General features: G+C 66.4%; 12 protein-coding genes and 1 pseudogene. 2 read left to right on the forward strand and 11 right to left on the reverse strand.

Annotation, left to right across the window (positions count from 1 at the left end; translation table 11 throughout):
- Positions 1-16: 16 nt before the first annotated feature.
- The 4 genes from iolD to ACX5I6_RS00580 all read right to left on the reverse strand — a co-directional run bounded on the left by iolD (position 17) and on the right by ACX5I6_RS00580 (position 4,539).
- On the reverse strand, positions 17-1,966 hold the full coding sequence (iolD, locus tag ACX5I6_RS00565) for a 3D-(3,5/4)-trihydroxycyclohexane-1,2-dione acylhydrolase (decyclizing) (RefSeq protein ID WP_461841638.1): 1,950 nt from the start codon (positions 1,964-1,966) through the stop codon (positions 17-19).
- Between the two features lie 29 nt (positions 1,967-1,995).
- The gene (locus tag ACX5I6_RS00570) at positions 1,996-2,916 is read right to left on the reverse strand and encodes a Cgl0159 family (beta/alpha)8-fold protein (protein ID WP_461841639.1); all 921 of its coding nucleotides are present in this window, start codon (positions 2,914-2,916) and stop codon (positions 1,996-1,998) included.
- A gap of 11 nt (positions 2,917-2,927) precedes the next feature.
- Positions 2,928-3,947 (reverse strand): 5-dehydro-2-deoxygluconokinase, encoded by a 1,020-nt coding sequence (gene iolC, locus ACX5I6_RS00575; protein ID WP_461839100.1) that lies wholly within the window; start codon positions 3,945-3,947, stop codon positions 2,928-2,930.
- 187 nt (positions 3,948-4,134) lie between these two features.
- Positions 4,135-4,539 carry a tautomerase family protein gene (locus ACX5I6_RS00580; RefSeq protein WP_461839101.1) on the reverse strand — a complete coding sequence of 135 codons (405 nt, stop codon included), beginning with the start codon at positions 4,537-4,539 and terminating at the stop codon, positions 4,135-4,137.
- Between the two features lie 144 nt (positions 4,540-4,683).
- Here ACX5I6_RS00580 and ACX5I6_RS00585 point away from each other — a divergent pair, with 144 nt between their 5' ends.
- Both ACX5I6_RS00585 and ACX5I6_RS00590 read left to right on the forward strand, forming a co-directional pair.
- On the forward strand, positions 4,684-5,049 hold the full coding sequence (locus ACX5I6_RS00585) for an ArsR/SmtB family transcription factor (RefSeq protein ID WP_461839102.1): 366 nt from the start codon (positions 4,684-4,686) through the stop codon (positions 5,047-5,049).
- Positions 5,046-5,534 (forward strand): SRPBCC family protein, encoded by a 489-nt coding sequence (locus tag ACX5I6_RS00590; RefSeq protein ID WP_461839103.1) that lies wholly within the window; start codon positions 5,046-5,048, stop codon positions 5,532-5,534. Before ACX5I6_RS00585 ends, ACX5I6_RS00590 begins: the two co-directional genes overlap by 4 nt.
- Here the strand turns inward: ACX5I6_RS00590 and ACX5I6_RS00595 are convergent.
- The 7 genes and pseudogenes from ACX5I6_RS00595 to ACX5I6_RS00625 form a co-directional block, all read right to left on the reverse strand.
- Positions 5,486-6,300: pseudogene (locus tag ACX5I6_RS00595) on the reverse strand (triose-phosphate isomerase family protein). The gene ACX5I6_RS00590 and the pseudogene ACX5I6_RS00595 overlap by 49 nt on opposite strands.
- Before the next feature lie 33 nt (positions 6,301-6,333).
- Positions 6,334-7,680, reverse strand: coding sequence for an MFS transporter (locus tag ACX5I6_RS00600; RefSeq protein ID WP_461839104.1), 1,347 nt, complete (start codon positions 7,678-7,680; stop codon positions 6,334-6,336).
- 81 nt (positions 7,681-7,761) lie between these two features.
- Positions 7,762-8,529 (reverse strand): SDR family NAD(P)-dependent oxidoreductase, encoded by a 768-nt coding sequence (locus ACX5I6_RS00605; protein ID WP_461839105.1) that lies wholly within the window; start codon positions 8,527-8,529, stop codon positions 7,762-7,764.
- 32 nt (positions 8,530-8,561) lie between these two features.
- A complete protein-coding gene (locus ACX5I6_RS00610) occupies positions 8,562-9,515 on the reverse strand; it encodes a 3-hydroxyacyl-CoA dehydrogenase family protein (RefSeq protein WP_461839106.1) in 954 nt (317 codons plus the stop codon).
- The gene (locus ACX5I6_RS00615) at positions 9,512-10,006 is read right to left on the reverse strand and encodes a ribose-5-phosphate isomerase (RefSeq protein ID WP_461839107.1); all 495 of its coding nucleotides are present in this window, start codon (positions 10,004-10,006) and stop codon (positions 9,512-9,514) included. The genes ACX5I6_RS00610 and ACX5I6_RS00615 overlap by 4 nt, the downstream gene beginning before the upstream one ends.
- Before the next feature lie 10 nt (positions 10,007-10,016).
- Positions 10,017-11,738 carry a dihydroxyacetone kinase family protein gene (locus ACX5I6_RS00620; protein WP_461839108.1) on the reverse strand — a complete coding sequence of 574 codons (1,722 nt, stop codon included), beginning with the start codon at positions 11,736-11,738 and terminating at the stop codon, positions 10,017-10,019.
- Positions 11,739-11,780: 42 nt separating this feature from the next.
- Complete coding sequence (locus tag ACX5I6_RS00625; RefSeq protein WP_018762181.1) at positions 11,781-12,779, reverse strand: sugar phosphate isomerase/epimerase family protein; 999 nt, start codon at positions 12,777-12,779, stop codon at positions 11,781-11,783.
- Positions 12,780-12,911 lie beyond the last annotated feature (132 nt).

Genomic DNA, 12,911 nt, shown 5'->3' on the forward strand with positions numbered 1-12,911 from the left:
AGTAGGGGAAAGTGGGTCAGCCGAGCAGTTTGCGCTGGCGGGACTTGTGGTCGGCGTAGGCCCCGTAGGCCTCCGTGGTGGACTCCAGTTCGGATACCTGCGCGACGGGAACGTCCCACCAGGACTCCGAGGATGGTGCGTCCAGGAGCGGATCGGACTCGACATGGATGAGGATGGGCCCGCTGCCCTCGGGGGCGGCTTTGGCATCGCGGATGGCCTGCTCCAGTTCGGCGATCACCTTCTCCCCGGGGTCGATCCGGATGACCTTCACGCCCAGGGATTCGGCGTTCAACGCCAGGTCCACCGGCAGGGTCTCGCCGTTGTCGAAGCTGTGCTGCTCCTCGTCCAGCGCCCGGTAGCGGGTGCCGAACCGCTGCGAGCCCAGGGATTCGGACAGGGAGCCGATGGAGGCGTAGCCATGGTTCTGGATCAGGACCACGATCAGTTTGATCCGTTCAGCGACGGCGGTGACCAGTTCGGTGTGCATCATCAGGTAGGAGCCATCCCCCACCATCACCACGACGTCCCGCACCTCCGCGCGGTCCCCGCCTGCCGCCGTCGTACGGGCCGCTTCGGCGAGCACTGCCCGCTTGACCCCGAAGCCGCCGGGGATTTCGTAGCCCATGCAGGAGTAGGCGTATTCGACGTGGTAGCCGAAGGGGTCGCGGACACGCCACATCTTGTGCAGGTCCCCGGGCAGGGACCCGGCAGCGCAGATGACCACATCCGCCGCTTCCATGGCCCTGTTGGTGGCGCCGATGATTTCGTTCTGCGCCGGCAGTGGGGTGTACCGGGTGTCGAACGCCTGGTCCACGGTTGCGTCCCAACGCTTCTTCTCCGCCGCTACCTTTTCCGCCAGGTCTGCGCCGATACGGTAGCCGCCCAGGGCTGCGTTCAGCTTCACCAGCGCCTTGCGGGCGTCCGCGACGATCGGAAGGCTGGTGCCGTGCTTGTAGGCATCGAGCGGGGCGACATTGATGTTGATGAACTTCACGTCAGGATTCTGGAACGCTGTGCGTGACGCGGTGGTGAAGTCCTCGTAGCGCGTGCCGATGCCAATGATCAGGTCTGCCTCCGCGGCAATGGCGTTCGCCGCGGTGGTGCCGGTGGAGCCGATCGCACCGAGGGAATGCTTGTGGTCCCACGGCAGGACGCCGACGCCGGCCTGCGTGTTGCCCACCGGGATCCCGGTCAGCTCGGCGAATTTTGCCAGTTCGTCGTTGGCGTACGCGTAGAGGACGCCGCCGCCGGCGATGACCAGCGGGCGCTTGGCGGCGCGGATCGCCGTCGCGGCGCGGGCGATGTCGTCGTCGTCGGCCTCTGGGCGGCGGATCCGCCATTCCCGCTCGGCCAGGAAATCCTCCGGGACGTCGAGCGCCTCGGCCTGCACATCCTGCGGCAGCGAAATAGTCACCGCCCCGGTTTCGGCCGGGTCGGTCAGGACCCGCAGCCCGTGATGGAACGCGGAGAACAGCTGCTCCGGCCGGGAGACCCGGTCGAAGAACTTGGACAGCGGCCGGAACGCGTCGTTGATCGAGAGGTCGTAGGCGTACGGCTGTTCGAGCTGCTGCAGCACCGGATCCGCGACCCTGGTGGCGAACGTGTCAGACGGCAGCAGCAGGACCGGCAGCCGGTTGGTGGTAGCCAGGGCGGCGCCGGTCAGCAGGTTCGAGGACCCCGGCCCGATCGAGGTACTGACAGCGAAGGTCTGGCGTCGCCGGGTATGCCGGGCGTAGCCGACGGCCTGGTGGACCTGGGCCTGCTCGTTCCGGCCCTGGTAATACGGCATCAGGGCCGGATCCAGCTGCTGGTATTGCTTCAAGGCCTGGCCCACGCCGGCAACGTTGCCGTGCCCGAAAATACCGAAGATGCCCGGAATGAGCCGCTCCCGGAAATCCACACCGCCCACGTTGTCGACGGTGTACTGCTTGGACAGGTATTCGACGACGGCCTGTGCCACCGTCATCCTGCGCGTTCCTGTGGTGCCCATGGGGACTACTCCGATGCTTCCGTGGTGTGGTGCAGCAGCGAGGCGGCGGTGGCGACGGCGCCGGCGACGTCCCCGTCTGCGGGATAGAGAAGGGTGCGGCCCACCGTGAGGCCCTGGACTCCGGGAAGCGCCAGCGCTGCTTCCCAGGTGGCGAAGACCTCATCCTGGGTGCCGTCCGGGTCACCGCCCAGCAGCACCGTGGGCATGGTGGTGGCTGCCATGACGCGTGCCATCTCCGCCACAACCGGCAGCTTCATCCAGGTGTAGGCGCTGGTGGAACCCAAGCCCTCGGCGATCGCAATGGACTTGATCACCGCATTGGTGGACAGGTCGTTGCGGACGCGGCCGTTTTCGCGGACCGAGAGGAAGGGCTCCACCATGGCGATCAGCTTCCGTTCGGCCAGCGAATCGATCGCGTGGGCGGTCGCCTCCAGGGTGGCGACAGTATCCCGGTCACCCAGGCAGATCCGGGTCAGCATCTTCCCGCCGTCGGCACCCAGCGCCTCCAGCGCCGCAGCCGTGTGGCCGGTGAACCGGTCATCAATCTCGTTGACCAGCCCGGCAAGGCCGCCACGGTTCATCGAACCGAAGACGAGCTTCCCGTCCAGGGCGCCCAGCAGCAGGAGGTCGTCCATGATGTCCGGGGAGGCCAGGACACCGTCGACGGCGGGGTTGGCCAGGGCGACCTGGAGCCGGTCAAGGAGCTGGCGGCGGTCGGCCATGGCCACCGGGTCGGCACCGACGGCAAGGGCACCGCGGGCCGGGTGGTCGGCCGCGACGATGAAGTTCTGCCGCCCGGATTTCAGGCCCGGGTGGCGGCGGCGGGACTTCGCGGCGCGGGCCACAGCCTCCGGGTCCTCGAGGCGGATGGTGCTCAGGTGCTCGTAGCGGCGCGGATCATCGTCCACGGTGCTTTTGGAAGCCATCGGGGTGAGGGTCACAGTGCTGCTCCTTCGGTGGCAAGGTGCGCGGCGGCACCGTCGCCGGGGACCGGCCGGCCGCGTTCGGCCAGCAGCGAGGTGACCTCCTCCGGCGTCGGCATGGCATCTGCGCAGGAAAGCCGGGAGGCCACGATCGCGCCTGCGGCGTTGGCGTAGTCCAGGACCTGGGCCAACGGCCAGCCGGAGAGGAGCCCATGGCAGAACGCGCCACCAAAGGAATCGCCGGCACCCAGGCCGTTCAGCGTCTCCACCGGAACGGGAGCGGACACCACCCGCTCGGTGCGGGTCTTCGCCATCACGCCTTCGGCGCCGAGCTTGACGACGGCGATTTCCACGCCCGCAGCCAGCAGGCGGTCCGCCTGCTCATCAGGAGTCCCCTCCCCCACGGCGACGGCACACTCCTTGTCGTTGCCAATGGCGACCGTGACATACGGCAGGACCTTGGCGACCTCGGCCCGGGCCTCTTCCTCGGATGCCCAGAACATGGGCCGGTAATCCAGGTCCAGGATGGTGAACTGGCCGTCAGTAAGGCGGGTGCGCGGGCGCGCCTGGTGGGCTGCGATGTGCGCTGACCGGGAGGGCTCCTGGCACAGGCCCGTCACGGTGGACCAGAAGATCCCTGCCTGGCGGATGGCGTCCAGGTCCAGCTCTTCAGCCTTGATCTGCAGGTCCGGCGCGGTGGGGAACCGGCCATAGAAATACAGCGGGAACTCATCGGTTGCCGGCTTGATGGCGCAGAAGGTTACCGCCGTGGGCAAGTCCTTCACCGGGGTCACGAAGGTGTCATCGACGTTGAACTTGCGCAGCTCGCGGTGCAGGTAAACACCGAACGGGTCCTCCCCCGTACGGGTAATGACGGCAGTCCGGCGGCCATGGCGGGCGGCGGCAACAGCGACGTTGGACGGTGAACCGCCAAGGTACTTGCCGAAGGAATTGACGTCCTCCAAGCCAACCCCGATGTCGTTCGGGTAGATATCAACGCTGATGCGCCCGATCGTAAGAAGCTCGTGGGTCACGGTGATGGTGGACCTTTCTGGTGTGGAACCCGGCCCCTGTGAGGGGCTGGCGTTCCGGGACTGGCAGGCCGTGGCGTGGGCCACAGGCACTACTTTGCCGTAGATCACATGTCCTGTCAAAAGTTTGTTCTGACATACTTACAACCATCGTGAGACCCGTTTCCCGCCACCAGGCAAAGGCCCGCAGTCAGTGCTTGGGGACCGCCAGTTCGCCGGTAACGTACTGCGCGCGGCCGAATCCGAACGACCAGTCGCCGGCGCCATTTTCCACATAACCGATGAAGACATCCTCGCCGGCAACCCCCAGCCCGGCGAGCTTTTCCGCCACGGCCGCGAAAAGCCGCTGCTTGGCCTCCTGCGACCGGCCCGCCTGGGTGAAGATCTGGATCATCACCACTTCCCCGGTGCGCTCGAATCCAAGGCCCGCGTCCTGGGCAATGATCCGGCCCTGCGGATGCTCGGTCATGATGTGGAAGTAGTCCCGCTCCGGAATGCCATACTCGGCCAGGATTGCTTCATGGATCCCTCGGCTCAGCGCTTGCAATTCCTCGGAGGTGCGGCCTTCGTTGACGTCAATGCGGACCAGCGGCATGCTCATTCTCCTTTGCGTTATTTGTCCTGACATACTAACAAGTAGTACACCCAGGCAACAAACCCTTGCGCAGATCCTGCCGCGGTGCCTATCCTTAATCAACCGTAAGGTTGATAAACATAAAAGTTGACTAACTGAGGAATGATGTTGATCTCCGATGACGCGGCCCTGGACGTGGCCTTCATGGCCCTGGCAGATCCCGTGCGGAGGCGCATCATCGCCCGGCTCAGCAGGGGCCCGGCAACAGTGAACGAATTGGCAGAACCGTTCGAGATCTCCAAGCAGGCGGTCTCGAAACACATCCAGGTACTCGAGCAGGCGGAACTGGTGACCCGGACCAGGGAAGCACAGCGCCGGCCCGTGCACCTGAACCCGGCGCGGCTTGAGGCGCTGACCGCATGGATTGACCAATACCGATTGATCCGCGAAGGCCAGTTCCGGAGCCTCGACGCCGTTCTTCGATCAAGTGCTGCCCACAGCGGCGGCCAATCCACCCAGGAGTCAAGATGAGCAATTCCCTGAAACTCAGCGTTCCCGAGGGCCTCCCCTTCATCGATTACGAGCGCGAGTTCGATTTCCCGGTCGCGGACGTGTTCCGCGCCCACAAAGAGCCGGACCTCATTGTCCAGTGGCTGGGCCCGCGGGGCATGAAGATGGACATTGACCACTACGACTTCCGCACCGGCGGCAGCTACAGCTACCTGCACACCGGACGCGATGGCGTCGCCTACGAGTTCAAGGGCATTTTCCACACCGTCCGCGAGAACGAATTCGCCATCCAGACTTTCGAGTTCGGCGGATATCCGGATGTGGTCAGCCTGGAGTTCATGACGTTCGAGGACCTGGGCAACGGAAGGACCCGGCTGCGGGGACATTCCGTCTACCCCAGCCAGGAAGCGCGCGACGGCATGGCCCAGTCCGGCATGGAGGGCGGCCTGACCGAAGGCTACGAGCGGCTGGAAGAACTGCTGGCCGGGGCAAAAGCTCCCGCCTGACGCAAAAGCACCGCCTCATCCAGAACGCGGCCCAAATTCGCGGGGTCATGGGCGAACCGGCCCAGGAAGAGTCCGTCCGCGGCTCCCAGCTGCGGCAACAGTCCGGGGCCCGCACTGCCGCCATACATCACGGGGCAGCCCGGGGGCAGGGCCGCCCGGATCAGCCCGAGGACGGCGTTGACGTGGTCCGGGGCGGCGGGCTCGTCGGCGCCGATGGCCCAAACAGGTTCGTAGGCAAGGACCAGGCGGGGCAGCAGGTCCGCGTCGCCGCCCGTTGCGGCCCGTACCTGCCGCACGCAGAAGTCGGCGGCAGCAGCGGCGTCGAGCCTGTCCGGCTCGCCGATGCACAGCAGCGGGGTGAGGGAATGGCCGACGACGGCACGCACCTTGCGGGCCACCACCGCGTCGTCCTCGGCGAACAGCCGGCGGCGCTCGGCATGTCCGATTTCCACCAGGCGGACGCCAAGTTCGGCCAGCATGCCGGGGCTGACTTCCCCGGTGAGGGGCCCGTCCCCCATGCGCAGTTCTGCGCCCCAAGCAACACCGGCGAGCCCGCCAAAATCCGCGCGGCCTGTTCCAGTACCGGAAAAGAAGGGATGACGAAGACCCGCACCGGGGAGTCCGGGGCGGTGAGTCCGGGCCTGTCATCGACGACGGCGCGCACCTCCGACAGCCAGCGCAGGCTTGCCTGGTAGCCCAGGTACATCTTGGTGCTGACGCCGATGTGGAGGACGCCGTTGCCTGTGCTGCTGCCGGAGGTGCTCATGGTTTCCTTGGGTCTTGGTGGCTGCGGACGCGCTCAGTCGAGCAGGTCGTCGGCCTTGTTCTTGAACCGCTTCGTGGCGAACATCATCGCTGCCGCCACGAACGGCAGCACCCCGAGGGCGTAGACCCCCATGGATCCGGTGGGTGACTGCGTTGCCTCGTTGACTGCGGTCCGCAGGATCGGTGCCACGAACCCGCCCAGGTTGCCCAGGGAGTTGATCAGGCCGATGCCCGCAGCGGCCGCGGATCCGGCCAGGAACGCGGTGGGGTAGGACCAGACCACCGGGCCTACGGCCAGGAAGCTGCAGACTGCCAGGGTGATGAAGACCATGCCCAGGACCGGCTGGTGGTTGGTCCCAGCCCAGGCTGAGCCAAAGATGCACAGGCCGGTGGAGATGAACAGGATGGTGCCGAACTTCCGCCGCTTCGCCACCGTGTCCGCGGCCTTGCCGATGAAGTAGCAGGAGAAGATGCCGAAGAACCATGGGACGGCGATCAGCAGGCCGACGGCGAGCCCCACCTTTTGCCCCGTCAGGGACGACACCTGCTGCGGCAGGAAGAACGTGACACCATAGACCGCGACCTGCAGGCAGAAATAGATCACGGTGAAGTACCAGACGCGGCCGTTGCGCATGGCGGCGAGGATGCCGCGGGGCCCGGTCTCGTCCTTGATGGTGTCTTCAAGTGCCATGACCTCCTTCAGCGCATACTTTTCCTCGCGGCTGAGGAACTTGGCCTTTTCCGGGCCGTTGATCAGGAAGAAGAAGGCCGCAATGCCTGCCAGGACGGCCAGCAGGCCTTCGACGAAGAACATGACCTGCCAGCCGCGCAGGCCCGGCACCTGGTCGCCAATGTTGATCAGCCAGCCCGAAAGCGGGTTGCCGATCATCTGGGAGAACGGCTGGGCCAGGTAGAAGATGGCGAACATCTGGACCCGTACCTTGTTGGGGAACCACTCGGCGAGGTACATGATGACGCCGGGGAATAGCCCGGCTTCGGTGACGCCCAGGAGGAAACGCAGGATCACGAACGAGGTCTCGCCCTGCACGAACGCGAAACACGCCGAGACGATGCCCCAGGTGATGGCGATGCGCGCCAGCCAGACCTTGGCGCCAACCTTCTTGAGCAGCAGGTTGCTGGGGATTTCGAAGATGGCGTAGCCAATGAAGAAGATGCCGGCACCGAGGGCGAAGGCCGCGGCGGACACCCCCTTGTCTGCTCCCAGGGCCGCCTCGGCAAAGCCGACGTTGGTGCGGTCAAGGAAAGACACGACGTACAGGATGACCAGCATCGGCATGAGCCTGCGGGCCGCCTTGGAAATCGCGGACTTCAGGACCGGACGGCCCAGGAGTTCCTTGGATGTTGCGGTGGTTTCAGACACAGCACTCTCCTTCGAGTGGGTGGCGGTGATGGGCCTGCGGGCCGGCGGACCGCAGGGCTTGGTGGTGGCGGCAAGGTGCCGTCAGTGCATGTACAGGCCGCCGTCCACGTTCAGCGTCTGGCCGGAGATGTACCCGGCGTCCTCACCGATCAGGAAGGAGATGGCTGCCGCAACATCCCGAGTGGTGCCTACCCGGTTCACCACGAGGTCCTTGACCAGTTCATCCTTGCGTTCCTCGCTGAGGGTGCCGCCCATGATGTCGGTGTCGATCGGACCGGGCGAAATCGCGTTGACGGTGATGTCGTACTCCCCCAGTTCCCGGGCGGTGGCGCGGGTCAGTCCGATGACGCCGGCCTTGGCCACCGAGTAAGGGGTCTTGCTGAAGGTTCCGCCGCCGCGCTGGGCGGAGACGGACGAGATGTTGACGATCCGCCCCAGCCGGTTCCTGGCCATCGATTCGGCAGCCCGGCGGGTGGCGTAGTGGACCCCGTTCATGTTGATGTTGAGCACCCGGTCCCACTCGGCGCCGTCGAGTTCGAGATAGGGAACCGGGGAGCTGACTCCGGCGATGTTCGCCAGGGCCACCAGCTGGGGCAGTTCGGCCTCGATCTCGTCGATGGCAGCGCGCACTGAGGCTTCGTCGCCAACGTTGGCGCCGGCGCCGTGGGCCTGGACGCCGTGCTTCGCCGCCAGCTCTTTGGCGAGTGTCTTGCTGGCGGCATCGTCAAGGTCGATCACGCCGATGTTCCAGCCGCGCTCGGCCAGGTACTCCGCGGTGGCACGGCCGATTCCGCGCTCCGACACCGCACCGGTGACGATCACCGTGCGTTCTGTGGGAAATGAAGTCATGGTTGTTCCTTCGTGTGGGGTGGACGGGCGGCTTAGGACAACGGGGCCGGGCCCAGTTCCTCGATGAGCTTCTGCATGGCGACATACGCCTTGTTCCGGTAGGCAACCAGGGCGGCTGTCCGGTCTGCGGGGACGTCCAGGAAGCCGGACCCGGTCTTGGTGCCCAGCTGCCCGGCGTCGACCTTTTCCTGCAGGATCGCCGGGGTGGCGAACCGCTCCGGGAACCCCGTCTGGAGGGACTTGTAGCAGAATGCGTACACGTCCAGGCCGGCCATGTCGGCGATGGCGAACGGCCCAAAGAACGGCAGCCGGAAGCCAAAGGTGGTGCGTACCAGGGTGTCCACGTCCTCCGCGGTGGCAATGCCTTCTTCCACGACCTGGGCTGCCTCATGGAACAGGGCATATTGGAGCCGGTTCAGCACGAAGCCGGTCACGTCCTTGACGGTGGCTGTTTCCTTGCCGGTCTCCCCCACGATGGCACGGGCTGCCTGGACGGTGGCCTCTGAGGTTCCCTCGTGCGGAATGACTTCCACACCGGGGATGAACGGTGCCGGATTTGAGAAGTGGACGCCCAGGAAGCGCTCCGGGTTGTCCACTACCTCGGCCAGTTTGGCGATGGAGATGGTGGAGGTGTTGGAACCGATGATGGCGTCCGGGCGGGCTGCGGCGCTGATCCGGCCCAGGGTGGCGTGCTTGATCTCCAAGACCTCCGGCACGGCTTCCTCGATGTACTCGGCGCCGGACACGGCCTCTTCGATGTCCTTGGCTGCCCAGAGGTTTTCCTTGAGCTTTTCGGTGGCGCCGGCGGGGAACAGACCGGCCGCGACGAAGTCGTCGGATTCCTTCAGCAGCCGTTCGTAGTTGCTTTGTGCGATGTCGGCGGAGACGTCGGCCAAGGCAACCCGGGCCCCGGCAAGGGCCAGGACCTGGGCGATCCCGCCGCCCATATAGCCTGAGCCGACGACGGCGATGTTGCGAGTGCTCATTTGTTCTCTTGTCCTTCCGACGCGTCCTCGTAGGAGGAGATGGCGTCTACTTTGGCCGCGGATGCGGAATTTTCGTCGAAGCGGTGGTCCAGCCACTCGCCCACGAGTTTCTTGGCCAGTTCCAGGCCGATGACGCGCTGGCCCATGGTCAGGACCTGTGCGTTGTTGGAGAGTACGGACCGTTCCACCGAGTAGCTGTCGTGGGCGGTAACGGCCCGGATGCCCGGCACCTTGTTCGCTGAGATGGCGACGCCCAGGCCGGTTCCGCAGATCAGGAGGGCACGGTCCGCCTCACCGGCCGCCACCTTGCGGGCAGCAGCGACGGCCAGGTGCGGGTAGGCGGTGGTGTCATCGGCGCCCACGCCCACGTCCTCGACCGAGGCGACGCGCGGGTCCGCTTCCAACAGTTCGCGCAGGGCATTCTTGTATTCCACGCCGGCCTCGTCATTGCCGACGACAATGCGCCAGCCGGGTTTAGTGTTCTCGGTCATGCGTTTCTCCTTAGTGGCTTTCAACGGTGGCGGCGTAGTCGGCCACCCTGCGGGCGATGAGGCCGAAGGAGACCGCGCCCGGGTCCGGGTGGCCGAGGCTCTTTTCGGCCAGCGGCCGGGCCCTGCCCTTCTTCGGGCTGAGGCCTGCGGTCTCGTCCGCGGCTTTTGCTGCGGCCTCCGCTGCCGCACTGAGGCTTGCGGCCAGGCTGCCGCCGTCGTCTATTGCCTTGGCGAAGGTCTCGGCGAACGGAAGCAGCGCGTCCACCATGGTCTTGTCCCCGGCTTCCGCCTTGCCCAGGGTGATAATGGCGTCGCGGAGGGCGTTGACGGCCGCAGTCGCGTCAGCGGCGGTGTAGGCGTCCTTGCTGCCCAGGGTCCTGCCGACGGCGGTGACGGCCGCGCCCCAAAGGGCCCCGGAAGTACCGCCGGCCCGCTCGGCCCACTGCTCCCCCGCCGCCGCAAGGACTTCCTCCAGTCCGGCGCCGCCGGCCTGGGATTGCTCCGCAGCGGCGACGGCAGCGTCCACGCCGCGCCGCATGCCGATACCGTGGTCACCGTCCCCGGCGATGGCGTCCAGCTTTCCCAGGGCGTCTTCGTGTTCGACGACGACGGCGCGCGCCTCCTTCAGCGCGTCAACCGCGGTGGCGGCCAGGGCGGTTGACGCCGGAGTGGCGGCCAGCGCCGTGATGGTTGCCGCCTCGGCCAGGGATTCGACGGCGCGGGCGCGGCGGGGTGCCAGGTTGCCTTTGCGGAAGGCCGGCGTGTCGGCGGGGGCGGCCCAGAACTTCTCCAGCTCGGCGTCCAGCCAGAACAGCGTCAGGGACAGGCCGGACATGTCCAGGCTGGTGACCAGCTCACCGCACTCGGGCTCGATGATCTCCAGTCCGGCCGCGGTGAGCAGGGCTTCGATCCGGCCGAACAGCAGGAAGAGTTCGTCGTACTTGACGGTCCCCAGTCCGTTGAGGATGGGCACTACCCGGCGGCCGGCGGTTGCGGGCTTGTCCTTCAGCAGGCCGTCCACCAGCAGCTTGGCCAGTTCACTGGCGGTGGGAAGCGGCTGCTCGGAGATGCCGGGTTCGCCGTGGATGCCCAGTCCCACCGACATCATGCCTTCCGGCACGGTGAAGAGGGGCTCTGCTGCTCCGGGAAGGGTGCATCCCGCGAACGCCACGCCCAAGGAGCGGGTGTGGTGGTTCGCCTTGGTGGCAAGCCGCTCCACCTCGTCCAGGTCCAGTCCCGCTTCTGCCGCAGCGCCGGCAACTTTGAAGACCGTGAGGTCGCCGGCGATGCCGCGGCGCTTGCCGATCTCTTCGACCGGTGCGCTGGCGATGTCGTCGGTGACCAGCACGGTCCGGGTCTGGATGTCTTCGGCGTTCAGCTTGTCCTGGGCCTGGCCGAAGTGGAGGACGTCGCCGGCGTAGTTGCCGTAGCTGAGGAGGACGCCGCCTCCGGTCTGGGCTGCCTTGGCAACGCGGTAGACCTGCCCGGCGGAGGGTGAGGCAAACATGTTGCCGCAGGCGCTTCCGGCGGCGAGCCCGGCCCCCACCAGGCCGGCGAAGGCGGGGTAGTGGCCGGAGCCGCCACCGATGACCACTGCCACCTGGCCCTTGGGGGTTTCGGTGGAGCGGACAACACCGCCGTCGACACGCGCCACATACTGGCGGTTGGCGGCCACGAAGCCGTCAAGGGCGTCGTCTGCGAACTGCGCTGGATCGTCAAATATCTTTGTCATGATTCCTCGTTGAACCCGTTGGATCGGTTGGGAGCCGGCCGGCTAGCGCGCAGGGACTGCCGCGGGGGTTTGCCGGCCCTGCGCCACCAGGCTGGTGCCCAGGGCGTAGCCGTCGCGCTTGGGCAGGACCTGGCGCCGGAGGTACTCCTGGTTGGCGGCGGTGACGCTCAGGCCGTCGCCGCCGTAGTGCTCCGTGCAGATGATGCCCTGGAAGCCGACGGAGATGGCGAACTGGAACGCCTCGCGGTAGCTGATGAGGCCTGATTCCATGGGAGCCGGCATGGCGACGTACTGATTGCGGGCCTGGTTTTCATCGCGGATGTAGTTCTTGACGTGCCAGTAATTGGCGTACGGAAGGGTCTTGTGCACCAGTTCCCGCCAGTCTTCGATAGGGCGGTGCAAGCGGATCAGGTTACCCAGGTCCGGGTTCAGCCCTACGTTGGGCAGGTCGATGTCCTGGACCAGCTGCACGGAGGAATCGCCGGTGCCCAGGTACGTGTCCTCGTACATCTCCAGCGACACCAGGAGGCCAAGTTCGGCGGCGTGCTTGCCCACTTCGCGGATCCGGGTGACGGCGTTGTTCCAGCTTTCCTTGTCCCCCACCGGGTCTTTGTGGCCCTCGACGGTCCAGAACCACAGCTGCTTCTGCTGCTCGGGGGTGATGGCCTGGTGCAGCCCGATCGAGACAACCTCGCAGCCAAGCTGTGCCGCGGCTTCGAGGGTGCGGTGGGTGTAGGCCAGGTTGTCTTCCCAGTTGCCTTCCTCGATCACGCTGCGGCGGATGGCGGAGATGGAGGGAAGGCCCAGGCCGGCGGCCGTGGCGGCGGCTTTCAGTTCGTCCAGCCGGCCGCTGGAAAGATCCCCGGGACGGACCCAGCTGTCGGTGAGGTCTGCATTGGTGAAACCGGCGTCGGCCACTTCTTCGAAGACCTGCTGCCAGTCGCTGGCAGGGGCGTCCTGGACGGCGGTTCCGTCCGGCCTGGTTCCGGGGAACTGCAGCAGGGCAGCGGCGATGGGCCAGTTTTCAGCGGTGTACGGCATTGTCACTCCAGATCATGAATCGCATTTCCTATAGGATCTATGCTGCTCGCTGGCGTTGTCAAGGGGTCTTGTGGAGGCCAATGGGCCATGAGGTGGCGACCGGGGGCCGCGGGGCCGCCAGGACAGCGCCGG

Source organism: Arthrobacter sp. MMS24-T111, from assembly GCF_054888995.1.